This is a genomic window from Brevibacterium sanguinis, from assembly GCF_003315415.1.
Lineage (GTDB): Bacteria > Actinomycetota > Actinomycetes > Actinomycetales > Brevibacteriaceae > Brevibacterium > Brevibacterium celere_A.
This window is the reverse complement of record NZ_QNSB01000001.1, coordinates 399,371-423,927: the sequence shown is the minus strand read 5'-3', so window position 1 is coordinate 423,927 and position 24,557 is coordinate 399,371. Positions and strand designations below refer to the sequence as shown.

Annotated in this window: 24 protein-coding genes and 1 tRNA gene; 5 read left to right on the top strand and 20 right to left on the bottom strand. The window is 69.3% G+C overall.

The window, feature by feature from the left end:
* Positions 1 to 7: 7 nt before the first annotated feature.
* The 17 genes from dprA to DFO65_RS01860 form a co-directional block, all read right to left on the bottom strand.
* Positions 8 to 1,348, bottom strand: a complete 1,341-nt coding sequence (gene dprA, locus DFO65_RS01940; RefSeq protein ID WP_113902714.1) for a DNA-processing protein DprA — start codon at positions 1,346 to 1,348, stop codon at positions 8 to 10.
* Between the two features lie 34 nt (positions 1,349 to 1,382).
* Entirely contained in the window at positions 1,383 to 2,933 is a 1,551-nt protein-coding gene (locus DFO65_RS01935) for a YifB family Mg chelatase-like AAA ATPase (protein WP_113902713.1), read from the bottom strand.
* Positions 2,930 to 3,319 (bottom strand): YraN family protein, encoded by a 390-nt coding sequence (locus DFO65_RS01930; RefSeq protein ID WP_113902868.1) that lies wholly within the window; start codon positions 3,317 to 3,319, stop codon positions 2,930 to 2,932. Before DFO65_RS01930 ends, DFO65_RS01935 begins: the two co-directional genes overlap by 4 nt.
* A gap of 137 nt (positions 3,320 to 3,456) precedes the next feature.
* A complete protein-coding gene (locus DFO65_RS01925; protein ID WP_113902712.1) occupies positions 3,457 to 3,774 on the bottom strand; it encodes a DUF2469 domain-containing protein in 318 nt (105 codons plus the stop codon).
* Complete coding sequence (gene rnhB / locus DFO65_RS01920) at positions 3,771 to 4,583, bottom strand: ribonuclease HII (RefSeq protein WP_113902711.1); 813 nt, start codon at positions 4,581 to 4,583, stop codon at positions 3,771 to 3,773. Before rnhB ends, DFO65_RS01925 begins: the two co-directional genes overlap by 4 nt.
* Positions 4,583 to 5,284, bottom strand: coding sequence for a signal peptidase I (lepB, locus tag DFO65_RS01915; protein WP_113902710.1), 702 nt, complete (start codon positions 5,282 to 5,284; stop codon positions 4,583 to 4,585). Before lepB (DFO65_RS01915) ends, rnhB begins: the two co-directional genes overlap by 1 nt.
* Before the next feature lie 127 nt (positions 5,285 to 5,411).
* Positions 5,412 to 6,047 carry a signal peptidase I gene (gene lepB, locus DFO65_RS01910; protein WP_113902709.1) on the bottom strand — a complete coding sequence of 212 codons (636 nt, stop codon included), beginning with the start codon at positions 6,045 to 6,047 and terminating at the stop codon, positions 5,412 to 5,414.
* 3 nt (positions 6,048 to 6,050) lie between these two features.
* On the bottom strand, positions 6,051 to 6,392 hold the full coding sequence (gene rplS, locus DFO65_RS01905; protein ID WP_113902708.1) for a 50S ribosomal protein L19: 342 nt from the start codon (positions 6,390 to 6,392) through the stop codon (positions 6,051 to 6,053).
* A gap of 171 nt (positions 6,393 to 6,563) precedes the next feature.
* A complete protein-coding gene (gene trmD / locus DFO65_RS01900) occupies positions 6,564 to 7,436 on the bottom strand; it encodes a tRNA (guanosine(37)-N1)-methyltransferase TrmD (protein ID WP_113902707.1) in 873 nt (290 codons plus the stop codon).
* Positions 7,437 to 7,444: 8 nt separating this feature from the next.
* Positions 7,445 to 7,942 carry a ribosome maturation factor RimM gene (gene rimM, locus DFO65_RS01895; protein ID WP_113902706.1) on the bottom strand — a complete coding sequence of 166 codons (498 nt, stop codon included), beginning with the start codon at positions 7,940 to 7,942 and terminating at the stop codon, positions 7,445 to 7,447.
* A 198-nt stretch (positions 7,943 to 8,140) separates the two neighbouring features.
* Positions 8,141 to 8,371, bottom strand: a complete 231-nt coding sequence (locus DFO65_RS01890; RefSeq protein WP_113902705.1) for an RNA-binding protein — start codon at positions 8,369 to 8,371, stop codon at positions 8,141 to 8,143.
* Between the two features lies 1 nt (position 8,372).
* Complete coding sequence (gene rpsP / locus DFO65_RS01885) at positions 8,373 to 8,780, bottom strand: 30S ribosomal protein S16 (RefSeq protein WP_113902704.1); 408 nt, start codon at positions 8,778 to 8,780, stop codon at positions 8,373 to 8,375.
* A gap of 156 nt (positions 8,781 to 8,936) precedes the next feature.
* The gene (gene ffh, locus DFO65_RS01880; RefSeq protein WP_113902867.1) at positions 8,937 to 10,523 is read right to left on the bottom strand and encodes a signal recognition particle protein; all 1,587 of its coding nucleotides are present in this window, start codon (positions 10,521 to 10,523) and stop codon (positions 8,937 to 8,939) included.
* Positions 10,524 to 10,698: 175 nt separating this feature from the next.
* Positions 10,699 to 11,946: an ammonium transporter gene (locus DFO65_RS01875; RefSeq protein ID WP_113902866.1), complete on the bottom strand. Its 1,248-nt coding sequence runs from the start codon at positions 11,944 to 11,946 to the stop codon at positions 10,699 to 10,701.
* Positions 11,947 to 12,051: 105 nt separating this feature from the next.
* Positions 12,052 to 13,197, bottom strand: a complete 1,146-nt coding sequence (ftsY, locus tag DFO65_RS01870) for a signal recognition particle-docking protein FtsY (protein WP_113902703.1) — start codon at positions 13,195 to 13,197, stop codon at positions 12,052 to 12,054.
* 116 nt (positions 13,198 to 13,313) lie between these two features.
* Positions 13,314 to 13,715, bottom strand: a complete 402-nt coding sequence (locus DFO65_RS01865; RefSeq protein WP_113902702.1) for a hypothetical protein — start codon at positions 13,713 to 13,715, stop codon at positions 13,314 to 13,316.
* Positions 13,716 to 13,942: 227 nt separating this feature from the next.
* Positions 13,943 to 17,569, bottom strand: coding sequence for an AAA family ATPase (locus DFO65_RS01860; RefSeq protein ID WP_113902701.1), 3,627 nt, complete (start codon positions 17,567 to 17,569; stop codon positions 13,943 to 13,945).
* A 49-nt stretch (positions 17,570 to 17,618) separates the two neighbouring features.
* On the opposite strand from DFO65_RS01860, the gene DFO65_RS01855 reads away from it, so the two are divergent.
* From DFO65_RS01855 to DFO65_RS01835, 5 genes are all read left to right on the top strand, one after another.
* Entirely contained in the window at positions 17,619 to 18,365 is a 747-nt protein-coding gene (locus DFO65_RS01855) for a TetR/AcrR family transcriptional regulator (protein ID WP_181778568.1), read from the top strand.
* Complete coding sequence (locus DFO65_RS01850) at positions 18,355 to 19,074, top strand: ABC transporter ATP-binding protein (protein ID WP_113902699.1); 720 nt, start codon at positions 18,355 to 18,357, stop codon at positions 19,072 to 19,074. Before DFO65_RS01855 ends, DFO65_RS01850 begins: the two co-directional genes overlap by 11 nt.
* Positions 19,071 to 19,799 carry an ABC transporter permease gene (locus DFO65_RS01845; protein WP_113902698.1) on the top strand — a complete coding sequence of 243 codons (729 nt, stop codon included), beginning with the start codon at positions 19,071 to 19,073 and terminating at the stop codon, positions 19,797 to 19,799. The genes DFO65_RS01850 and DFO65_RS01845 overlap by 4 nt, the downstream gene beginning before the upstream one ends.
* Positions 19,800 to 19,891: 92 nt before the next feature.
* Positions 19,892 to 19,964, top strand: a tRNA-Asn gene (locus DFO65_RS01840).
* A 304-nt stretch (positions 19,965 to 20,268) separates the two neighbouring features.
* The gene (locus tag DFO65_RS01835; protein ID WP_113902697.1) at positions 20,269 to 22,125 is read left to right on the top strand and encodes a BCCT family transporter; all 1,857 of its coding nucleotides are present in this window, start codon (positions 20,269 to 20,271) and stop codon (positions 22,123 to 22,125) included.
* A 76-nt stretch (positions 22,126 to 22,201) separates the two neighbouring features.
* On the opposite strand, the gene DFO65_RS01830 is transcribed toward DFO65_RS01835, so the two are convergent.
* The 3 genes from DFO65_RS01830 to rnc all read right to left on the bottom strand — a co-directional run bounded on the left by DFO65_RS01830 (position 22,202) and on the right by rnc (position 24,546).
* Entirely contained in the window at positions 22,202 to 22,840 is a 639-nt protein-coding gene (locus DFO65_RS01830; RefSeq protein ID WP_113902696.1) for a maleylpyruvate isomerase family mycothiol-dependent enzyme, read from the bottom strand.
* A gap of 51 nt (positions 22,841 to 22,891) precedes the next feature.
* On the bottom strand, positions 22,892 to 23,806 hold the full coding sequence (gene mutM / locus DFO65_RS01825) for a bifunctional DNA-formamidopyrimidine glycosylase/DNA-(apurinic or apyrimidinic site) lyase (RefSeq protein ID WP_113902695.1): 915 nt from the start codon (positions 23,804 to 23,806) through the stop codon (positions 22,892 to 22,894).
* A 62-nt stretch (positions 23,807 to 23,868) separates the two neighbouring features.
* The gene (gene rnc / locus DFO65_RS01820; protein WP_220151214.1) at positions 23,869 to 24,546 is read right to left on the bottom strand and encodes a ribonuclease III; all 678 of its coding nucleotides are present in this window, start codon (positions 24,544 to 24,546) and stop codon (positions 23,869 to 23,871) included.
* Positions 24,547 to 24,557 lie beyond the last annotated feature (11 nt).

Genomic DNA, 24,557 nt, shown 5'->3' with positions numbered 1-24,557 from the left:
TCCGACCTCAACGCTTCTGCCGCCGCAGCTTCACCCACCCCGAATCGCGGCGGGCGCTCAGCCCGCCGAGTTCGAGTGCGGCGAGCGCCGCCAGGGTCTCCGCGATCGTCAGCCCGGCTCTGCTCGCCACGGTGCCGGGGTCGAGGGGTCGTGTCGTCGACAGCGCATTCAGGCAGATCCTCTCCCGCTCGGCCAGGGCGTCGACCGGCCCGTCGGGAACAGCGCGGCCGTCGGGAACGGAGGGACCGTCGAACAGCCCCGGCTGCCCGTCCGCGTCGATGAGCTCCATGACGTCGTCGCAGTTGGTCACGAGCTCCGCCTCGTGCAGCCGGAGCAGCCGGTGGCAGCCGGTCGACGACGCCGAGTACACCGACCCGGGGAACGCGGCGACGACCCGGGAGAGTTCGAGTGCGTGCCGGGCGGTGTTGAGGGCGCCCGAGCGCCATCCCGCCTCGACGATGACGGTCGCGGCGGCCGAGGCGGCGATGAGCCGATTCCGCAGCAGGAAGCGATGCCTCATCGGCGTCATTCCCGGTGCCGTCTCGGAGACGATCGCTCCCCCGTGGAGCATCTGGCGGAACATCTCCGTGTTGGCCGCCGGGTAGAACCGATCGACGCCTCCGGCCATGAACGCGACGGTCACGTGCTCGCGAGCGATCGCCGCCCGATGGGCTGCGGCGTCGATGCCGAAGGCGCCTCCGGAGACGACGGTGATCCCACGAGCCGCGAGGTCCCACGCGAGGTCGGATGCGCACTTCGTGCCATAGCCGCTCGCAGCCCGGGCGCCGACGATGGCCACGGCCCGATGCAGTGCGGTCCGCAGGTCGGCCTCGCCCCGCACCCACAGGCCCAACGGTGCCGCCGGGCCGAGGTCCGAGACGGCGGTCGGCCACTCGGGGTCATCGGGGATGACGAGGCGGCCGGACAGCAGGTGCATGGCCTCGAGGTCACGGGTGCCGTCGGCGTCCCCGGCACGCATCGCCCACCGGGCCAGGGCGTCGGCGAGCTGGCCTCCTCCGGGAACCTCGCCCGCGGTCGCTGAGATTCCTGCCGCCGCCTCCCCGGCCGAGGCCTCTCGGGCGGCGACCGCGGCGACGATGCCGAGCACCGCCTGCGGGCCGAGTTCACCGACGAGCGCCCGGAGCAGCCCGTCTCCGGGCTCTCCGATCCGCAGCAGAGCCGCGACCGCCGCGCGGCGCTCGTCGTCGTGACCGTCCCTGCCGACGCCATCACTGACGTCGCTGTCCCTGCCGACGCCATGATCGCCCCTGCTGTCGCCGTCCCTGCCGTCGTCGCCCACGATGCCCGCGCCATCGGGCCTGTCCCGTCCCTGCTCTGCCTCATCCATCGCTTCAGTCCTCATCCGTCCCGCTCCCCACCGCTCAGGAGTCCTGCGTCCTCAGCGCGAGCGCGGTTCTGATCCTGTCGGCCGTCGGTGCCTCCGCGCCCTCGAGGTCGGCCAGGGTCGTGGCCACGCGCAGCACACGGTCGTAGCCGCGCATCGTGATCCTGCCGGTGTCCAGCGCACGATCGAGGTCCTGCAGGGCGTGTGGCCGGAGCCCGAAGTGCTCGCGCAGCCACGGCCCGGGTGCCCTGGCGTTGAGCGACCACTCGCACTCGGCGTACCGGTGGGCCTGCCTCCCGCGCGCGGCCATCACCCTCTCGGCGACGGTCGCGCCCGACTCCCGGTTCCCGCCGAGGCGGACGTCGGCGGGAGAGACGGGGAACAGCTCGAGCTGCAGGTCCACCCGGTCGAGGAGAGGCCCCGACAGCCGGTTGCGGTACCGGCGCTTGTCCATGGGCGTGCACTGGCAGCTGGTCTCCGCGCCCTCCATCCCGGCTCCGCACGGGCAGGGGTTGGCCGCCATCACCAGTTGGAAGTCGGCGGGGAGCACCATCGATCCCCAGGCCCGGTGGATCTGGACCTGCCGGGACTCCAGGGGCTGGCGCAGCGCTTCGAGGACGTCGCGGGAGAACTCGGGCGCTTCGTCGAGGAACAGGACACCGCGATGGGCGCGGCTGAGGATGCCGATCGATCCCGGCTTGCGTCCGCCCACCATCGCCGAGGCGGTGCTGCGGTGGTGCGGGGCCTCGAACGGTGGTCGGTGGTCGAGCCCTTCGCCGGGCTCGAGCTCTCCGCGCAGGGACTTCACCGCCGCGACCTCGACCGCCTGTGCGTCGTCGAGGGGCGGCAGGATGCCCGGCAGGCATTGGGCCAGGAGTGTCTTGCCCGCACCGGGCGTCCCGCGCATGAGGAGGTTGTGCCCGCCTGCGGCGGCGACCTCGAGGCCGAACCGGGCTTCGTCCTGGCCCTGGACCTCGGCGAGGTCGTGTCGTTCGGGCGCTCGCGAGGGCACCGACACCGACTCGACGACCGGCGGCAGCGGTGGAACGGTGAGATCCCCGCCGTAGACGTTGACGAGCTCGGCCAGTGAGGCGATGGCCCTGACCTGTGCTCCGGCGAGCAGAGCGGCTTCGTGGCAGTTGCCGACGGGCACGACGAAACGCTCGAACCCGGCCTGCAGTCCGCTGTGCAGGCTGGGCAGCACCCCGGTGACGGGCCGGATCCGACCGTCGAGGCCGAGTTCGCCGCAGTGGATGACCGATTCGGTATCCGCGCGGCCGATGACGCCCCTGGCCTTGAGGACGGCCACGGCGATCCCGAGGTCGAAACCCGTCCCGATCTTGGGCACCGTGCCCGGGGTGAGGTTGATGGTCAGATGCTGGGTGGCGACGGGAACCCCGAGGTAGGCGAGCGCCGCTCGCAGCCGCTTGCGCGATTCGCTCACCGAGGCGTCGGGCAGACCGACGATGTCGATACCGGGGAGGCCGGCGCTCACGCATGCCTCGATGGACACGATCCTGCCCGCGAGCCCCCACAGCGCCACCGCCGAGGCCCGGCCGATGACGTTGATCGCGGCCTCCGTGCTCACGATGCATCCTGCAGGGCCGGCGCGTAGAAATACTGCGGCCGCGGCTGGGTGACGATGCCGAGGCCGTCGATGCGGACGCTTGAGAAGAACTCGGATTGCCGGCTCAGCCAGAGGGCGGTGAGCAGCCTGATCCGTCTCAGCTTCGCGACGGTGATCGCTTCGAGCGGTGAGCCCAGCGCGAGGGTCCGGCGGGTCTTGACCTCGACGACGACGAGGGTGTCCCCGTCGCGGGCGATGATGTCGAGCTCCCCGCGCGGGCACCGGAAGTTGCGTTCGACGATCGTCATCCCCCGATCCTCGAGGTAGGCGACGGCGAGGTCCTCACCCAGCCGCCCCAGTGCCAGCTGCCGGTCCCCGCGGCTCGCATTCACGTCTGAGCGTCCCATGCGGCCCAGCCCATCACGAACCTCACCGGCGGGCCAGAGCGGAGGACGGGGCTGTGGATCGGCGCCGGCCGTCCACAGCCCGATCACCCCCGAGTCGTCAGATCCTCCACAGCCTCCCGAGCCCGAGTCGGTCTCGGCTACCGCCCGATCGAGGTGGGCGGTTCGAGGTCGCTCTTGGCGATCTCCTCGATGTTGACGTCCTTGAAGGTGAGCACATGCACGGTCTTGATGAATCGCGCCGAGCGATAGCTGTCCCAGACCCAGGCATCACGCAGGGTGAGCTCGAAGTACACGTCGCCGGAGTCGGCGTGGGCCTTGAGGTCGACGTGGTTGGCCAGGTAGAAGCGCCGCTCCGTCTCGACGACGTAGGCGAACAGGCCGACGACGTCCCTGTACTCCTTGTAGAGCTGGAGCTCCAGCTGTGCCTCGTAGTCGTCCAGATCATCTGTGCTCATGCCAACATGTCCTCGTTCGTGTTCAGTCGGAAGCTCTTCCGATGGTGGATGCTCGCACCGAACTCGGCGATCCCCTGTCGATGGTGGAGCGTTCCGTATCCGACGTTCGACTCCCAACCATACTGCGGGTGCGCCGCGGCGAGGCCGATCATCTCCTCATCGCGGGTGACCTTGGCCACGATGCTCGCCGCCGCGATGACCGGGACCCGGCCATCGCCCTTGATGATCGTGCGCACGGCGGGGATGTGGAGGTCGGCGCAGGGTCCGAATATCCCCAGACAGTCGAGCGTGAGTGGAACCGAGAGCCAGTCGTGCTTGCCGTCGAGGAGGATGATGCGACGCGCGGTCTCGGGCACCGCGGCGAGCACCTCGGCGAGGGCGCGCCGTCCGGCCAGGTTGAGTGCCATGGTCATGCCGAGCACGTCGATCTCGGTCGGTGACGCCGAGGCGACGGCGGTGGCCCGTGCCCATCCCGTGACCCTCTCGGTGGCGGTCCGTCGTGCCGCGGCGGTGAGCTGCTTGGAGTCGTGGATGCCGGCGGGAACCTCGCCGTCGAGGAGTTCGCCGAGGTCGAAGAGGGCGGCTCCGACGCTGACCGGTCCGGCCAGGGCCCCGCGCCCGACCTCGTCGACGCCGATGACGACGTCGAAGCCCTCGGAGCGCAGAGCGGCCTCGACGCCGAGGTCGGTCAGACCGAGAGCCGTCCGCCGCCTCGAGGTCGCCCGCCGTGGCGCTCCCGGAGCAGCGGTCGCCGCAGCAGCCGCCCGCCGGGTCGTTCTCCTCGTCGTGGTCGTCCTCTCCGCGGTCATCAGCTGCCGGTGATCCCTTCCGGTTCGGGGACCTGTGCGAAGACTTCCTCGGGGCTGCTCATCCAGGTGAAGTGGCTCAGGGGCCAGTTGATGAGGAACACGGTGCCGACGACGTTCTCGGCCGGCACGAAGGGCTCGGTGTCCTGGTGGAAGCGCGAGTCGGCGGAGTTGCTCCGGTTGTCGCCCATCACCCAGTAGTGGCCGTCGGGGACGGTGACGGAGAACTCCATCTGCGAGGGCGCCATCCCCGCCTCCAGGTAGGTCTCGGTGATCGGTTCGCCGTTGACGAGCAGCCGGCCCTGCGCGTCGCAGCACTCGACGGTGTCCCCGCCGCGGCCGATGACGCGCTTGATCAGCTGCTGGCCGGCGTCCGAGGGCGCCAGCCCGAGGAACTCGAGCACCGGGTTGGGACGATATGAGGAGACCTGGTCGTCGGAGAGCCAGTCGGCGGGGTCGTCGAAGACGATGATGTCTCCGCGGTCGGGCGGGTCGAAGCGGGGGGCGAGCTGGTTGACGAGCACCCGATCGTCGACCTGCAGGGTCTGCTCCATGGATCCCGACGGGATGTAGAACGAACGCATCACCCATGCGCGCAGCGCCGTCGAGATGAGAACCGCGACGACGATGATGGCGAGGGTCTCGAGGAGCCCGCGGACGAGCCTCCGCGAGGGTGATGGGGAGGCTGCTGATTCGGATGACATTCGTTCGCTTTCTTCGACCAGGCCACACGCGGCAGGACTGGATTGAGCGTATCAGCCGACGTCGGCGCGGACTCCCAGCGTGAGTGGGCAGCAGGGCGGGTTGACACCGGCGGCTGCCATCGCCTGCTCAGTCGATGGACGAACCGTGGCCGATGACGGGGCCGACGACCCGGTCGAGCGGGATGAAGCCACCGCCGGGCCTCCCCAGCAGTGCCCTCGAGTCGGCGGAGTCGGCGCGGTTGTCGCCCATCACCCACATCGTCCCGGCGGGAACCTCGACCGCGAACTCGACGCTCGAGGCGGGCGCGGCGGCGTAGTCCTCGTCGAGGGGTTCGCCGTCGAGGAGGAGACGGCCCTGGGCGTCGCAGCACTCGAGGGTGTCCCCGCCGAGGGCGATGACCCTCTTGACGTAGTAGACGTCGCGGTCGCCGAGGCCCACCCAGGAGCCCATCTTCTGCAGGGGCGTCGGGAGGGCTGCGTCGACGAAGGAGCCGCGACCGTCGAAGACGACGACGTCCCCGCGGTCGATCGTCCCGCGCAGGGCGTCGGGTCGCCACACGGAGATCTCGTCGCCGACGTCGAGGGTCGGCGCCATCGACTCACTGGGGATGGTGAATCGCTGGAAGACGAAGCCGCGCACCGATCCGCCGAGGACCACGATGACGACGGCGAGGACGGCGATCGCCTTGGTCCACCTCGGCGAGATGCGAAAACGCGACCCGAAGGTCGCGTTCTCGTGATCGTTCGGCGCAGTGCCGGGCAAGTATCAGGCCTTTTCGCGGATGCGAGCGGCCTTGCCGCGGAGGTTGCGCAGGTAGTACAGCTTCGCACGGCGGACGTCACCGCGGCTGAGGACCTCGATCTTCTCGACGATGGGCGAGTGCACCGGGAGGGTGCGCTCGACTCCGACGCCGAAGCTGATCTTGCGAACGGTGAACGTCTCGCGGATTCCGTCGCCCTGGCGGCGGATGACGATTCCCTTGAAGACCTGGATACGCGAACGGCTGCCCTCGACCACGCGAACGTGGACGTTGAGGGTGTCACCGGCGCGGAACGCGGGAATGTCGGACTTCAGCGAGGCTGCATCGACAACATCGAGCTTCTGCATGGTTGTTCTCCTGTGTCTTCCGCTTCAGGACGTCGACACGCATGTCAGACCGGTCGAACCGGTGTGTGGATCGTCTGCCGGGACTGCTCCCCGATGCGCCGGGAGGATCCCGGCGATCTGTGCTGGGCGCCCATCCCCCTGAAGCAGGTGGGCGCCAACAAACGCGACGATCTATTCTGTCATGGTTTCGCCTCGGGACTCAAACCGGTCGAGCGCCTCACGGTCGCCGCGGTCGAGGTCGTCGAGGCGTGCGAGCAGGTCGGGTCGCACCTCGGCGGTGCGCTCGAGGCGCCGATCCCTCCGCCAGCGGGCGATCGCCTGGTGGTTGCCGCTGAGCAGCACCTCGGGCACCTCGTGGCCGCGCCAGCTCGCGGGCTTCGTGTAGATGGGGTATTCGAGGAGCCCGTCCTCGTGGCTCTCCTCCGCCAGCGACTCGGGGTTGCCGATGACACCCGGGATGAGTCGGGTGACGGCTTCGATCATCACCATCGACGCGACCTCTCCCCCATTGAGGACGTAGTCGCCGATGCTCATCGGCCGGCACTCGAAGCGCTCCTGCGCCCAGTCGAGGACGCGCTGGTCGATGCCCTCGTAGCGTCCGCAGGCGAAGACGAGATGATCGGCGTGCGCCAGCTCCTCGGCGGTGCGTTGGTCGAAGACGGGCCCCGCGGGGCTGGGCACGATGAGCACGGGCTTCCCCGCGGCGGTCACCGCGTCGGCGGTCTCCGCGTCGGCAGCAGCGGCTTCGTCGGCAGGAGCGGCCTCGTCGGCCTCGCCGAGGCGGTCGCGCGGTGCCAGGGATCCCGGGGCCGCGGCCGCGTCGAGGATGCGCTCGAGTGCCAGCGCCCAGGGTTCGGCTTTCATGACCATTCCGGCACCGCCCCCGTAGGGGGTGTCGTCGACGGTGCGGTGGCGGTCGACGGTGAATGCGCGCAGATCGTGGACGCCGAGTTCGAGCAGGCCCTGGTCGATCGCCTTGCCGATGAGCGAGAGCCGCAGGCCCTCGAGGTACTCGGGGAAGATCGAGACGACGTCGATTCTCATGGCAGGGCTCATTCGGCGTCGAACAGTCCGGCCGGAGGGGTGACGACGATCCGGCCGGCCTCGAGGTCGACCTCGGGGACGATGGCCGTGACGAACGGGATGAGCACCTCGTGCCCGTCGACGTGCTCCATGTGGAGGAGATCCTGTGCCACGCCGTTGGTGACGTCGGTGATCGTGCCGACCTTGGTCTCGCCCTCGTAGACGTCGAGGTCGACGAGATCGTCGAGGTACCACGCATCGTCCTCGTCCTCCTCGGCGGCCTCGCCGAGGATCAGGGTGTTGCGGACCTCCTCGGCGCGGGTGCGGTCGGTGATCTCCTCGAAGCTGAGCAGCAGCCGGTCCCGGTGCCACCGCGCCGTCTTCAGGGTCAGCGAGCCGATGTCGGGATCGGTGGAGTAGGTCCGACCCGGCACGAGCCGTTCGTCGGGACGGTCGGTGCGCACCTCGACGGTGAATTCCCCTCTGATGCCGTGCGGTTTCCCCAAGCGGGCGAACACCGTGTCCATACTGCTCCTTCACGTTCTCTGCCGCCGGTGGGCGGCCGTTGTCCAAAGTCGTGCTCCGGCGCCGAGCCGAGCCGAGCCGAGCACAGTCTAGCCGGGGCCGGCGGTGCGTCTCGGTCCGAGGCGACGCCGCGCGAACCGCCGCGTGAATGCGCTTGAGGGGGCGTGGCCTGTGCCACGCCCCCTCACGCTCTCAGACGATCACGCCTCGATGAGGTCCACTCGCACCGACTCGCGTCCGGCAAGTGAGTTGATCACGGTGCGCAGGGCCTTCGCGGTTCTGCCCGCGCGACCGATCACGCGCCCGAGATCGTCCGGATGAACTCGAACCTCAAGCGTGGTCCCCCGGTGGGACGACCGGGATCGCACCGCCACATCGTCGGGATTGTCGACGATGCCGCGGACCAGGTGTTCGAGCGATTCAGCCAACATCTCAGGCTTCAGCGCTTTCCTCAGCAGGCTCCTCGGCCGAGTCCTCGGCCTTGCCCTTGCGGGTGATCGCCTCGCGGATCACCGATTCGGCGGAGGGAGCGACGTACGGGGTCTTCTCCACCTGCGGCTTGACAGTGTTCACCGCCTCGCCCTCACCGGTGAACTTCTGCCAGTCGCCGGTCAGCTTGAGCAGGTTGCGGACCTGATCGGTGGGCTGAGCGCCGACGGAGAGCCAGTGCTGTGCGCGCTCGGAATCGATCTCGATGACCGAGGGCTCACGGGTCGGGTGGTAGATGCCGATCTGTTCGATGGCCTTGCCGTCGCGACGAGTGCGCGAATCGGCGACGACGACACGGTAGAACGGTGCACGGATCTTGCCCATGCGGGTCAGGCGAATCTTGACTGCCACTTTAGTGGTGTCTCCTTTTGTCTTCTTTGTTGCACAGAGGTTCCACAGAGCGTGGGGTTGTTCTGCGGGAATCCGTGTCCTGGACTATCACCCCGGCCCGGAAGAGAGGGCCCGCGCCGAGAGCAAAAGTACAAGAGTCAATTGTGCCAGAAAGCCCTATTTCCTGCCACCTGAGAACATCCCGCCGAATCCCTTCGGCAGGTTGCCGAGGTCGAAGTCCTCGTCGGAGCCGAGATCGACGCCGCCGAAGGCGGAGCCGACCGGATCCTTGGTCTTCCCGGTCCTCTTCTCCTGCGCCTGCTGCGCGCGCTTGGCCGGGTTGCCCGACTGGCCGCCCTTGCGGGCCTTCTTCTTCCCGGTCGCCTTCTTCTTCCGGTTCGCCGTGCCACCGGGCATCCCTCCCGGCATGGCGGGCATCCCGGGCATGCCCGGCATGCCTGCGCCCTTGCCGAGCCCGCGCATCATCTTCTGCGCCTGGGTGAACCGCTCCATGAGCTGGTTGACGGCGGTGACCGTGGTCCCCGCACCCTTGGCGATGCGCGCCCGGCGGGAGCCGTTGAGGATCTTCGGGTTGCTGCGCTCGGCCGGTGTCATCGATCTCACAATGGCCTCGACCCGATCGACCTCACGGTCGTCGAAAGCCTCGATGGCGTCCTTGTACTGGCTCATGCCCGGCATCATCGACAGCATCTTCTTCATCGAGCCCATCTTCTTCAGGCTCGACATCTGGGTGAGGAAGTCGTTGAGGTCGAAGTCCTCGCCGGCTTCGACCTTCTTCTTGAGCTTCTCCGTCTCCTTCTCGTCGAAGGTCCGCTCCGCCTGCTCGATGAGGGTGAGGATGTCGCCCATGTCGAGGATGCGGTCGGCCATCCGGTCGGGATGGAACTGCTCGAAGTCCTTCATCGACTCGCCGGTCGAGGCGAACATGATCGGCTTGCCGGTCACCTCGGCGACGGACAGCGCGGCACCGCCGCGCGAATCGCCGTCGAGCTTCGACAGGACGACGCCGGTGAAGTCGACGCCGGCGAGGAACGCCTCGGCGGTCTTGACCGCGTCCTGGCCGATCATCGCGTCGATGACGAACAGGACCTCGTCCGGATCGACGGCGGCGCGGATGTCCGAGGCCTGCTGCATGAGCTCCTCGTCGATGCCGAGACGGCCCGCGGTGTCGACGATGACGACGTCGTGGAGCTTCGACTTCGCGACGTCGATCGAGTCCTTGGCGACCTGGACCGGATCGCCGACGCCGTTGCCCTCCTCGGGCGCGTAGACGAAGGCTCCGGCCCGCTCACCGACGATCTGCAGCTGGTTGACCGCGTTCGGGCGCTGGAGGTCGGCGGCGACGAGCATCGGCCGGTGCCCCTCGGACTTCAGCCAATGGGCGAGCTTGCCCGCCAGCGTCGTCTTGCCCGCACCCTGGAGGCCGGCGAGCATGATGACCGTCGGCGGCCGCTTGGCGAAGGTCAGGCGACGGGTCTGCCCCCCGAGGATGCCGACGAGCTCGTCGTTGACGATCTTGACGACCTGCTGGCCGGGGTTGAGCGCTCCGGAGACCTCCTCGGACAGCGCCCTCTCACGGATCCGGCCGGTGAAGGCGCGGACGACGGGCAGCGCCACGTCCGCGTCGAGCAGGGCCCTGCGGATCTCGCGGATGGTCGCATCCACGTCGGCCTCGGACAGCCGTCCCTTGCCCCGCAGATTCTTGAATGTCGCGGTGAGCCTGTCGGAAAGAGTATTGAACACCTGCAAGCCTTCTTCACGATGATTGGTCGACTCTCTAGACTAGCAAGCTCCCCACCCGCGACAGAAACCCCTCACCCGTGAATGTGCACAGAACCACCGGCTCCTCGGGAGCGTGCGCCGAGGTGGTCGGCGAGGGAGCGGGCGCCTCACACGGCCGCTCCCCCGCCTCCGTCCCTCAGCGCGGCGAGCGGGCCGTGCCCGTCGTCTCGAACGAGTACGCCTGCTCGGCGTGCTCGAAGGCGTCGATGCCGCGCATCTCCTGCCGGTGGTCGATCCGCAGTCCCATCGTCGCCCGCAGGACGACGGCGATGACCCAGGTGAGAGCACCGGCGTAGACGAGGGCGACGAGAGTCGCGACGATCTGGGAGACGAGCAGTCCGGCCCCGCCGCCGTGGAGCAGACCGCCGGCGGAGGAGTCCGAGGGAACCGCGAACACCCCGATGAGCACGGTGCCGATGACGCCGGCGACGAGGTGGACGCCGACGACGTCGAGGGCGTCGTCGTAGCGCAGGCGGTTCTTCACCGCGACGGCGAGGACGGCTCCGGCGCCGGCGGCGATCCCGATGGCGATCGCGGCCACGGGCTCGACGTCGGCGCAGGCGGGGGTGATGGCGACGAGACCGGCGATCGCCCCGGACACGCACCCGATGCTGCTCGGCCGGTGGGCGCGCATCCATTCGACGACGATCCAGGTGAGCATGCCCGCTGCGGGAGCGACGAGGGTGTTGATCCAGATCAGGCCGGCCTGCTCGACGTTTGCCGCGGCTCCCCCGTTGAAGCCGAACCAGCCGAACCACAGCAGCGCGGTGCCGATCACGGTGACGGGGATGTTGTGCGGCCGGTGCGGGGTCGAGAAGCGGGCTCGACGTCCCATGACGACGACGAGGACGAGCGCGGAGACGCCGGCGTTGATGTGGACGACGGTGCCGCCGGCGAAGTCGATCGCCGGTCCGAGCAGCTCGGCGATCGCCCCGCCCTCACCGAGGAGCCCGCCGCCCCAGACCATGAACGCGAGCGGGCAGTAGACGATGGTCACCCACAGGGCGGAGAAGACGAGCCAGGTGGAGAACCGGGCGCGGTCGGCGACAGCCCCGGCGATGAGGGAGATCGCGATCATCGCGAAGGTCGCCGAGTAGCCGATCGCGATGAGCGTCTCCGGTGACTCGGCCACCGCCTCGGCGAGGCCGATCTGGGCGGCGGGGCTGCCGAACACCCCCGCGATCGAGTCCCCCGAGCTCAGTCCGTAGCCGTAGAGCACCCAGACGAGACCGGCGACGGCCATCGCCGAGAACACCATCATCATCATGTTGATGCTCGAGGTGATCCGCGTCATCCCGCCGTAGAAGAACGCCACTCCCGGCGTCATGAGGAGGACGAGGCCGGCGGCGACCATCATCCACACATTCGCTGCATCGAGTTCCATGTCCGACTCCACGTGTTCGTGCGGTCCCCTGTCGGGACCGACCACTGACAGTGTCCATGACGCATGTCACAGCGGTGAGTCGGAGATGTTTCGAGAATGTGAAGCTCACTCGAGGAGCGCGTCGACGAAGCCCTCCGCGGTGAATGGCGCGAGGTCGTCCGCGCCCTCGCCGAGCCCGATGAGCTTGACGGGCACGCCGAGCGCGCGCTGGACGGCGACGACGATCCCGCCCTTGGCGGTGCCGTCGAGCTTGGTCAGCACGATCCCGGTGATGTCGACCGCCTCGGCGAAGACCTTCGCCTGCTGCATTCCGTTCTGGCCGGTCGTGGCGTCGAGGACGAGGAGCACCTCGTCGATGTCGTGGCCCTCGCCGAGGGGGCGGGTGGCCACCCGCTTGACCTTGCCGAGCTCGTCCATGAGCCCGACCTTGTTCTGCAGCCGGCCCGCGGTGTCGATGAGGACGACGTCGGTGCCCTCGGCCTTGCCGCGTTCGACGGCGGAGTACGCGACGGATGCGGGATCGGCCCCCTCGTGACTGCGCACCGTCTCGACGCCGACCCGGCTGCCCCAGGTCGCGAGCTGTTCGGCCGCGGCGGCGCGGAAGGTGTCGGCGGCGCCGAGGAGGACGGACTGGCCCTCGGCCACGAGCACGCGCGCGATCTTGCCCACCGTGGTCGTCTTGCCGGCGCCGTTGACGCCGACGACGAGCATGACGGCCGGCTCATCGGCGGTGCGCGACGTCGCGAGACTGCGGTCCATGGTCGGGTCGACGAGTGCGACGAGCTCGTCCCGCAGCAGCTGCCGGACGACCTCGGGATCCCGGGTGCCGAGCACCTTGACCCGCTCCCGCAGGGTGTCGACGAGCTCGGTGGTCGGCTCGACCCCGACGTCGGCGAGGATGAGCGTGTCCTCGATCTCCTCCCAGGCGGATTCGTCGAGGTTGTCGCGGGAGAGCAGGTTGAGCAGGCCCCGACCGAGTCCCGAGTTCGACTTCGCCAGGCGCTCGCGCAGTCTGACGAGGCGGCTCGAGGGTTCGGTGGGAACCTCGGTGCCCGAGACGGCGGCCCTCTCCTCGACGACCGCCTCGGGAGTCTCTTCGATCGTCGCGGTCTCGCCGGTGACATCGGCGTCGATTCCCCGCCTCCGCCGCAGGTCCTTCTGCCTGGCGTTGACGCGCAGGCCGATGCCGACCCCGACCACGAGGATGAATACGATGCCTATGACGATGAGCATCACGATCGGCTGATCCATGGACGTCCGTCCTCCTTCGACTCTCAGTTGCTCCGACCCTCGAATCTACCCGACGGGGGATCGGCAGGGGCGGAGCGGGCCCGCGGAGCACACGCTCTCGGGGCGTCCGGGCGCGGTCAGGCGCCGCGGGAGCCGAAGAGCAGCTCCGCGGTGGTCCTCCATCCGGTTCCCGACTCCGGGATCTTCCAGTGGCGGGTGCGGGGGCGGAACGTCAGCAGCGAGGGGGCGGCGTGCCGGCGCGGCTGGGGGCGGAGCACATAGGAGTGGTCGCGGATCGCGGTGACCGCCGCCTGTTCGCGGGTGGCCAGGTGCGAGGTGCCGTCGTCGTGGCCGAAGAACTCGTGGACCTCGTCGTCGTAGCCGGTCCATTCGCGGGGCAGCCGGAAGCGCTGGACGTCGGAGGAGTAGCGGAGGCGGCCTTCGGCCCGCAGCCCGGGAAGGGCGACGAGGAGCACGACGATGAGTGCGAGGGCGAAGGAGACGGCGAGTCCGAGGATGACGACCAGTACAGCATTCATGCCCTCGAACCACCTCGCCGCGCCGTCGTCAAGGACATGGACGTCTCGCTCCTCATACCGACAACACTTCTGCAGACAACATTTCCCAAGGCATCAGTCTATAGGCCTGCCCGAACCGGTTCGCGCGCGGCCGGTGCGTGGCTTCTGGGGAATTCGCTGTGACTCCCCTGGGCAGTCGATGACGCCCGTAGTCCATATGCGTGACCGTCGCGGTACCCGATCGTGACTCACTCGTCGGCGGTGCGCGGGATCCTCTGGGAGATCACCTTGGAGACGCCGTCGCCGTGCATCGTCACCCCGTAGAGGGCATCGGCGATCTCCATCGTCCGCTTCTGGTGGGTGATGACGATGAGCTGGGAGGAGTCCTGCAGCTCCGTGAACACGGTGAGCAGCCGGGAGAGGTTGAGGTCGTCGAGCGCCGCCTCGACCTCGTCCATGACGTAGAAGGGGCTGGGCCGGGCCTTGAAGATCGCGACGAGCATCGCGACGGCCACGAGGGAGCGCTCCCCGCCCGAGAGCAGGGACAGGCGCTTGACCTTCTTCCCCGCCGGCCGGGCATGGACGTCGACGCCGGTGGTGAGCATGTCCTCGGGGTCGGTGAGGCTCAGCGAGCCCTCACCGCCGGGGAACAGGCGGGAGAAGATGTCCTCGAACTCGCGGGCGGTGTCGGCGTACGCCTCGGCGAAGACGCGTTCGACGTGACGGTCGACCTCCTCGACGAGCTTCATCAGGTCCCTCCTCGAGGCCTCGATGTCGGCGATCTGCTTCTCGAGGAACTGGTGCCGCTCCTTGAGCGCCTCGTACTCCTCGAGGGCCAGCGGGTTGACGGTGCCGATGCGCTTGAGCGCGGCCGCGGCCTGCTTCTGCCTCTTCTCGACCTCGGCTCGGACGAAGGGCCGCTCCTCCTCGCCCTCGTCGAACCCGGGCACCGAGGTGTCGGGACCGTAGAGCTCGATGAGGCGGTCGAGCCCGAGCCCGGTCTCCTCCTCGGCGCGGTGCTCGACCTCCTCGAGGCGGAGGCGGTGCCGCTCGCGGGCGAGTTCGGCCTCCTGCGCGGCGTCCCGCAGCCGCCCGAGCTCCGCGACAGTGGAGCTCAGCTCCTCGCCGAGGCGGTCCCTCTCCCCCCTGAGGCCCGAGCGTTCGTCGACGAGGACGGCGACGTCGGCGCCGAGTTCGCCGACCGTGGCCTCGGCGGTGCGCGCGGCGGCCGCGGCGACCTCGGAGATCGCCTGCGCCGAGGCGGCGGCGTGCTTCTTCCTCGCGATCGTCCTCTGCGCCTGCTCCCGTGCCGCCTCCTCCGCCGCGGCCGAGCGCAGCAGCGATTCGACGCGGTCGGACAGGAACCGGGCCCGATCGGTCGCGGCCTTGTGCGCGATGCGGGTCTCGATGACGTCCTCGGAGGTCTGGGAGACCTGCCGGCTGAGGTCATCGCGGACGGTGGTGTCGACGACCTCGTCGACCTCTCCGGTTCCGGCGAGCGCGTCCTCGGCGGCCTGCGCCTCACGGGTGGCGGCCTCGAGGCGGCTGAGCAGCTCGGCCTCGTTCTCGCGGGCACGGTCGAGCCGGGTGCGGGCCGTCTCGAGGTCTCCGGTGATTCGGGAGACCTCCTCGGCGGCGGCCATGATCGCGGCGTCGGAGGCGTGCAGGGCCTCGAGTGCGCCCGTCGTGCGCTCCTGCGCCCGGGCCAGAGCGGGTTCGAGGCGCTCGAGTTCGGCGTCGAGGCCGGCGATGGTCTCCTCGAGCTCGGCGCCGGCGGCCCGGGTCTCCTCGAGAGCGGTCCGGGAGGCCAGTCGCGTGCCCGTCGCGGTGCGGGCGCGGCTGACCCGGGTCGGGGTGATGACCTCCCCGGTGACGGTGACGACGGTGAGGTCGGGGCGCTCGTCGATGACCGTCAGGGCCTGCTGCGCGTCCTCGGTGCACACGACCGAGGCGAGCGCCGTCTTGAGCAGGGCATCGAGCTCGGGGATGTCGCTGTCGACGAGCTCGCCGAGCCGGCGCACGGGCGCAGCGATCACGTTTCCATCCCCACCGTTTCCATCGCCGCCGTGCCCACCGTCGCCGTTCGCGATTGCACCGTCCGCGCTCGCCCCGCCGACACCGGCGCCGTTCGCGCTTGCGCCGTTCGTGCCGGCCGCCGTGACCCCCGAGGGGATAGTCAGGGTGACGTTCGTGTCCTCGCCGAGGTGGTCGAGCACCTCGAGGGCGGCGTGCCGGGAGTCGACGAGGACGCCGCTGACCGTGTTCGACAGCGCCGCGGCCACCGCCATCTCGAACCCCTGGGCCACGCTCAGCCGCTCGGTCACCGCGGTCCCGACTCCCGGCAGGTTCGCGTTGACGATCTCCTCGAGGTCGGCTTCGAGAGCGGTGCCGAGAGCCAGTGCCTCGGCCCGGGCCCGCGCCGAGGCGAGGCGGGAGACGGCGTCGGCCCGCTCCTCCCGGAGTCGTCCGAGGCCGTCCTCGATGTCGGTCTGCGCCGCCTTGGCCCGTTCGTACTCCTCGTCGAGGCGGCTCTCGCCCTCCTCGACCCCGACCACGGCGGCCTCGGCGTCGGCCAGCTGCCGTTCGCGCTCGGCGATCCGGGTGCCCATGGAGTCGATCTCGGCGCGGTTGGCCTCGATCCGGGCGGTGAGGTCGGCGGCCCGCTCCCGGGCATGGGTGCGCTTCGACTCGAGCGACGAACGGTTCCGCACCGCCTCGGTGACGGCGAGCTGCGCGGCCTTCACCTCGGCCTCGGCGCGGGCGAGCTCCGCTGCCAGGTCCTCCTTGCGCTGCTGCGCGGCGGCGAGCGCCGTCGCCGCGGCGTCGACCTCCTGCTCGGCGGTCGTCAGCTCCGTCCGCAGCCCCTCGGCCTGTCGGCGGAGCTCGTCGGGGGACTTCGCCGACCGGGTCGAGAGGCCCGCGACCTCGGAGAGGAGGTGGGAGCGTTTGTCCTCGGCGCGCTGGGCGATCCCCTGCGCCCGCACGACATGGGTCTGGGTGCGCGACTCCGCGGTCCGCAGCGCCTCGAGCTCGGCCTCGACCGCGCCCAGTCGGGTCTCGATCTCACCGCGGCGGGCCTCGGCCTCGGCCCGCCGGCGGTCGAGCTCGGCGATGCGCTCGCGCTGGTCGTCGTCACCGTTCGTCGCGGCGAACAGGGAGGCCTGGAGCCGCACGGCGTCGTCGGCGAGCAGACGGGCGGTGGCATCGCGGAGCTTCGCCTGGACGGTCGCGGCCTTCTGCGCGGCCTGCGCCTGCCGCCCGAGGGGGCCCAGCTGGCGGTTGAGCTCGGTGCGCAGATCGCCGAGGCGGTCGAGATTCGTCTGCAGGCCGGTGAGCTTGCGCACCGCCTTGTCCTTCCGGCGCCGGTGCTTGAGCACGCCCGCCGCCTCCTCGATGAAGCTGCGGCGTTCGAGGGGGTCGGCGTGGAGGATCGCGTCGAGGCGCCCCTGCCCGACGATGACGTGCATCTCCTTGCCGAGGCCCGAGTCGTTGAGGAGCTCCTGGATGTCGAGGAGGCGGGCCGGGGCGCCGTTGACCGCGTACTCGCTGCCCCCGCTGCGGAAGAGCGTGCGGGAGATCGTCACCTCGGTGTAGTCGACGGGGATGGCGCCGTCGGTGTTGTCGATCGTCAGCGTCACCTCGGCGCGCCCGAGCGCCTGGCGTTTGGAGGTGCCGGCGAAGATGACGTCGTCCATCTTCCCGCCGCGCAGGTTCTTCGCCCCCTGCTCCCCCATCACCCACGACAGGGCGTCGACGACATTGGACTTGCCGGAGCCGTTGGGTCCGACGACGCACGTGATGCCCGGCTCGAACTTGAGGGTCGTGGCCGAGGCGAAGGACTTGAATCCTCTCAGGGTCAGGCTTTTCAGATGCATCGTCCGTCCAGCATATCGGCCCGGTGCGGGGATGCGGCACGATAGGGGAATGAGTCAAGCACCTCGACGACGGCCAGGTCGGCCCCGCGCGGATTCCCCCACCGACCGCCGGGAGGCGATCGTGGCGGCCGCGGCGAAGGAGTTCGCCTCCGGCGGTTTCGCCCGCACCTCGCTGCGTCAGATCGCGCGCTCGGCGGGAGTGGATCCGGCGCTCGTCCATCACTACTTCAGGAACAAGGAGGACCTGTTCCTCGCTTCGCTGGCTCTGCCGGTCAATCCGGTCGAGATCCTGCGCGCCTCGCTGCCCGATCCCGCCGAGGTCGAGTCCTTCGGGACGGAGCTGCTCAGGGTCGTCGTGCCCATCTGGGATCGACCGGAGGTCTCGGCACGGCTGACGGCGATCGTGCGATCGATCCTCGACGACTCGGGTGTGTCCTCGATGATGGAGGAGTTCGTCCGCGATCGGCTCTTCGCACTCATCGTCGAAGGGCTCGACCTCGACACGGCTCGCAGGGACGCGCTGTTCGTCCGGTTCCACGCATTCATGGTCGGCATCCTCGTCGACCGCTACCTCGTGCGGCCTCACGGCCTCACCGCCATGAGCGCCGCCGAGGTGGCCGCGACGTTCGGTCCGATGCTCGACTCGGCATTCGCGTCTGCTTTGGGACCGCGGCCGGACGGACAAGGATCCGCTCGGGCCGATGGGGATCCGCAGTCGGTGGCCGGCGAGGAGACGGAGCCGCCGACCATTGACATCGCATCCGTCCGGGAGGATTATTCATCACATGATGAATAATCAGTCGCCCGCCATCGGCATCGCCGATCTCGTCGTGGTCCGCGGGCGCACCACGGTCCTCGACGGACTCAGCCTGAGCGTCGAGCGGGGAGCCATCACCGGGCTGCTCGGGCCCTCGGGCTCGGGCAAGACCACCCTGATGCGCTCGATCGTCGGGACGCAGAGGATCACCAGCGGCAGCGTCACGGTGCTCGGACTCGCCGCCGGCGACAAGCGGCTGCGCACGCGCCTGGCCTATGTCACCCAGTCCGCGAGCGTCTACGACGACCTCAGCGTCCGGCAGAACCTCAGGTACTTCGCGGCGGTCCTCGGGACCGGGGACATCGAGTCCGTCATCGAGGCGACCGATCTCACCGACGTCGCGAACCGACCGGTCGGCGATCTCTCTGGGGGACAGCGCTCACGGGTGTCCCTGGCCGCGGCCCTCCTCGGGGGACCGGAGGTGCTCGTGCTCGACGAACCGACGGTCGGGCTCGACCCGATCCTGCGGGCCTCCCTGTGGGATCTGTTCCACCGGCTCGCCTCCTCGGGTACCACGCTCCTCGTGTCCAGCCATGTCATGGATGAGGCCACCCGCTGCGACGACCTGCTGCTGCTCTCGGCCGGCCGGCTCCTCGCCCACGGCACACCCACCGGTCTCATCGAGGAGACCGGGACGGACTCGATCGAGGAGGCATTCATCAGCTGCGCCCGGGGAGGTCGGTCATGAACCGCACGATCGCGACCTCCCGACGGGTGCTCGCCCAGGTCGTCCACGACCGGCGGACGCTGGCCCTGCTCCTCATCGTTCCCGCCCTGCTCATCGGGCTCGTCGCCTGGATATTCACCGAGACGCCGGTCTTCGACCGGATCGCGGGACAGCTGATCGCCATGTTCCCGTTCGTCACGATGTTTCTCGTCACCTCGATCGCGACCCTGCGCGAACGACGCTCGGGCACTCTCGAGCGCCTGCTGACGATGCCCCTGTCCAAGGCCGACTTCATCCTCGGCTATGCCCTCGCCTTCGGTCTGCTCGCCCTGGTCCAGTCGATCATCTGCGTGAGCTGGGCGGTCCTCGTCTGCGGATTCGACCCCGGCGACCATCTCGTCGTCTTCGTCGCCACCACGATGCTCAACGGCATCCTCGGCACGGCATTCGGGCTCTTCGCGAGCGCCTTCGCCGCCACCGAGTTCCAGGCGGTTCAGTTCATGCCCGCCTTCGTCTTCCCGCAGATCCTGCTCGCCGGGCTCTTCCTGCCCACCGATCAGCTGCCGCGGGCGCTCGAGATCCTCGCTCACCTGATGCCGATGACGTATGCCTTCGACGCCCTCACCGAGGTGACCGCCGCCGCTCCCGATCTGCGTGCGGTGGCGGTCGACGACGCGGTGCTCGGCGGATTCGTCGTGCTCCTCCTCACCCTGGGCTCGCTGTCCCTGAGGAGGCGGAGCCGATGAGGTCGGCGGCGGATCGTCACGGCATGCGGCGAGGACGACGCGACCATGATCGTTTGATACGATGGGGACTCGTGCGCTGGCAGCAGCGCCGGTCCTCCGTAGCTCAGTTGGCAGAGCATTCGACTGTTAATCGAAGGGTCGCTGGTTCGAGCCCAGCCGGGGGAGCATCTCAAGGCCCCGTCGTTCGCGACGGGGCCTTCGTCGCATCCGACGCGAACACCCCACGGATCCGGGCCGACGGCCCTGTGCTCCGCCCTCCGTCCACGGGGAACCAGGCCCGCATCCCACTGATTTTGTGACGATGATCGTGCGCAAACCTGCGGGTCCGGAAGGTGAGAAGTATCGCCAAATTGGGCGAAAGCACCGTGAGCTGGGTTACCTTTGATTACTGGCCAAGGGAGTCGAGTCGCTGGAAGGAGCGCCGAGCCCGGACATCATCCTTGGCCGCTGCCGGCTCGGACCACACCCCATGAATAGAGAACAGGACAAGACTCGAGAGCTCATCGAGTTCCTCAAGAATCCGACCACGAAGCTGCGGCCCTTCAAGCCGAAGGGACTCGATCCGGTCGTCTTCGGAACCGCCGCTGTGCTCGCCATCGCCTTCGTGGCATGGGGCTTCATCTCCCCCAGCGGACTCGGCAGCGTCGCGACCGCCGCCCTGACCGGCGTGATGGACAACTTCGGCTGGCTCTTCGTCATCGCCGCCACGATCTTCACGATCTTCGTCATCGTCGTCGCGGTGAGCAAGTTCGGGCGGATCCCCCTGGGCAAGGACGACGAGGTCCCCGAATTCAAGACCTCCTCGTGGATCGCGATGATGTTCGCCACCGGTATGGGCATCGGGCTCGTGTTCTACGGTGTCGGCGAGCCGCTCTACTTCTACATGTCCCCGCCGCCGGGCACCGTCGAGGGCTCCAGCCCCGAGGCCCTGGACGTCGCCATGGGAACGACGCTGTTCCACTGGACCCTCTTCCCGTGGGCGATGTACGCGATCGTCGGACTCGGGGTCGCCTACGGCACCTTCCGCCTCGGCCGCTCGCAGCTCTTCTCCTCGATGTTCACCCCGCTCTTCGGCGAACGCGCCGTCCACGGCGCCGGCGGGAAGCTCATCAACATCCTCGCGATCCTCGCCACCCTCTTCGGCTCCGCATGCTCGCTGGGCCTCGGCGCGATCCAGATCGGCGGCGGCATCGAATCGGCCGGATTCCTCAGCGATGTCACCTCCCCGGTCCTCGTCATCATCATCGCGATCCTCACCGCGGCCTTCGTCGCCTCGGCGGTGTCCGGTGTCGAGAAGGGCATCCAGTGGCTGTCGAACATCAACATGGTGCTCGCCGTCATCCTCGCCATCATCGTCTTCATCGGCGGGCCGACGCTCTTCATCCTCAACGTCGTCCCGTCCGCCGTCGGCGCCTTCATCTCGGATCTTCCGGAGATGGCCTCCCGCACCGCCGCGGACGGCGGACAGACCGTCTCCGACTGGCTCTCGAGCTGGACCGTCTTCTACTGGGCGTGGTGGATCTCCTGGTCGCCCTTCGTCGGCCTGTTCATCGCCCGCATCTCGCGGGGCCGCACCATCCGCCAGTTCGTCACCGGTGTGCTCATCGTCCCGTCCGTCATCTCGCTCATCTGGTTCGCGATCTTCGGCGGTGGCGCCATCGGCCTGCAGGAGCGGGCCGAACGCGGTGAGGGCACCGTGGAGGCCCTGGCGAACGTCGTCGACGGGGTGCCGGACATCAACTTCGACCTCATCCTCTTCGACCTGCTGCGTGCTCTGCCCCTGCCGGGGATCATCGGGGTCATCCTCATGGTCGTCACCGTCGTCCTCATCGGGATCTTCTTCGTCACCGGTGCCGACTCGGCGTCGATCGTCATGGGCGGGCTGAGTGAGAACGGGGCGATCGAACCGCGGAAGAAGACGGTGATCTTCTGGGGTGTGGCCACCGGTGCGGTTGCGGCGGTGATGCTCCTGGCCGGAGGCGAGGACCCGGCGGCTGCGCTCAACGGTCTGAAGAACATCACGATCGTCTCCGCGCTGCCGTTCGTCCTCGTCATGCTCCTGCTCTGCGTGGCGCTGTGGAAGGACCTGCGTCGTGATCCGCTCATCATCAAGCGGGAGCTCGCCACCCATCTGCTCGACGAGACCGTCGCCACGGCGGTCGACGAGTACGACGGCGAGGTGTTCGGTCTGTCCACCCAGGAGATGTCGGTGGTGTCGGAGGAGGATCTCAAGCGGGCCGAGGGGTCGGATTCGGCGACAGGCCCGGGAGCCACGACCGAATCCGCTGCGACACGGTCCCGGAGCACCGCCGACGACCCGCTCTGACGCCGGCTCCGATTCGCCACGGCGGTCTGTCACCGGCACTCACCTGCCGCTGGGAGGCCGCCGTTCGGCGTTCGGCTCAGGCCGCGAGCGATCCTCCCAGGCGCCGCTTCAGCTCCTCGACACCGTCGCCCTCGAGGCAGTCCAGCGACACGTCGCGGCCTGCCATGGCCATGACCAGGGCGAGGAGGCCTCCGCGCACGAGCGGGCCCTCGCCGGTGGCGAAGTCGGCGTCGTCGGCCTCGAGGCGCAGCCCCTTGACGAGGGTTCTGCTGTTGACCGCGAAGTCCCTGGCGGCGTAGAACTCGGCGACCTCGCTCAGCGCGGTCCGGTTGGGAACCAATGCGATCCCGAGAGGCTGAGCGATGTCCTGACCGTGGACGATGACCTCTCCCAGGAATGCGGCCAGGTCCTTCGTCGGCGCGATCGTCAGGGGGATCGTGCGGCGGTACTCGGCCAGCGTCGCCGCGGGATCGTCGCCGAGGTGGCGGCTCAGGGCCCGGGCATTGTGCCGGTCGGCATTGAAACCGGCTCCCGCGATGCTCACCAGCCAGCGCAGGGTCGTCGTGCTCGCGGCCGCGCTGAGATGGGCGACGACGTCTTCGACCGTCCACTCGGCGCAGAGGGAGCGTGCCCTCCACTGCTCGGCGGTGAGATCGTCGAGCAGGGTCGCCAGTCGTGCGCGCTCGGCATGGATGGCATTCCAGGTGGCGGTCATGACCTGATCCTACCCACTACCGCGGCTCGCCGGCTGGCAAGACGCGATCGGTCAGCGCCCGGGCACCGGCCTCAGCGGCTTCGGGGCGGTCGGGGCCTTCTGGCACTTCGGGCAGAAGTGGGAGGAGCGACCGCCGATGACGAGACGCCGGATCGGGGTGCCACACCGCACGCACTCCTGACCCTCGCGACCGTAGGCGAGCAGCGCACGGTCGAAGTAGCCGGACTCGCCGTTGACGTTGACATAGAGGGAGTCGAAGCTCGTTCCGCCGACGAGCAAGGCATCGCTCATCACGCTCGCCGCGGACTCGAGCACCGCGACGAGCCGTGATCTCCTCGTCCGTGCCGGGATCGCGAGGGGATGGACCCGCGCGCGGAACAGCGCCTCGTCGGCGTAGATGTTGCCGATCCCGCTGACGAGGCCCTGGTCGAGCAGCGCGGCCTTGAGCGCGGTCCGCTTCGTCGACAGCAGGGAGACGGCCGCCTCGGCGTCGAAGGCCTCCTCGAGGGGGTCGGCGGCGATGTGGGAGGCCGAGGCGGGCACGAGCCGACCCTGCGACCAGGTCAGGGGTGCGACGCCGAGGTGACCGAAGATCCGCTGATCGACGAACCGCATCTCGTAGGTCTCGCCCGCCCGCTCGAGGGCGAACACGGCCCGGGTGTGCCGGTGCCGGGGATCGGCGGCGGCGTGGACGCGCAGCTGACCGCTCATCCCGAGGTGGACGATGAGGCTGAGCCGGTCCTCGCCGAGGGTCAGCCACATGAACTTCCCGCGCCTCTCGGCCGCACGGATGCTCCGACCGGTGACGGCATCGACGAAGTCGGCGACGGCGTCGGGAGACACCCGCCGCTGGGAGGTGGTGCCGAGGATCCGCGGGTCGAGCACCTCGGCGCGGGTGATCGTCGCGCCGGCGGTCCACTCATGGACGCCGCGACGGACGCTCTCGACCTCGGGCAGCTCAGGCATCGCCGGATCCTCGCGGGCACGCCGTCCTCGGCGTGGTGCCAGGGAGAGTCTCGGTCACGCGCTCAGCGCTTGTAGTCGGGGTAGATCGTGCGGATCGCCTTGACCGCGACCTCCGCGGCTGCCGCCTCGGCGGCCTTCTTCGACGTGCCGTCGCCGCTGCCCCAGCCGTTCCCGCCGAGCAGGGCGGTCGCGGTGAAGACCATGGCATGGTCGGGACCCGACGAGGTGATCTCGTAGCTCACGGCGCCCAGCCCGAGGTCGGCCGCGGCCTCCTGCAGAGTCGTCTTGTAGTCCATCCCGGCGCCGAGGTTGACGGCGTCGACGAGCATGTCGTCGATGAGCCGGTGGACGAAGGCGAAGGCCGCCTCGCGCCCCGAGGAGACGTAGGTCGCGCCGATGAGGGCCTCGACGGTGTCGGCGAGGATCGAGTCCTTGTTCCGGCCTCCCGTGAGCTCCTCGCCCCTGCCGAGCAGGATGTGCCGGCCGATGCCGTGGGCCCGGGCGATCGCGGCCAGCGCGCGGGTGTTGACCACGGCCGAGCGCATCTTCGCCAGCGCCCCTTCGGCCAGGTCGGGGTTGTCGTAGTAGAGCGATTCGGTGGCGACGAGTCCGAGCACGGAGTCGCCGAGGAACTCGAGGCGCTCGTTCGTGGGGATCCCGCCGGCCTCGAAGGCGAAGGAGCGGTGGGTCAGGGCAAGACGAAGAGTCTCGGGATCGATGTCGATCCCGAGACTCTCCATCAAGGCTGCTG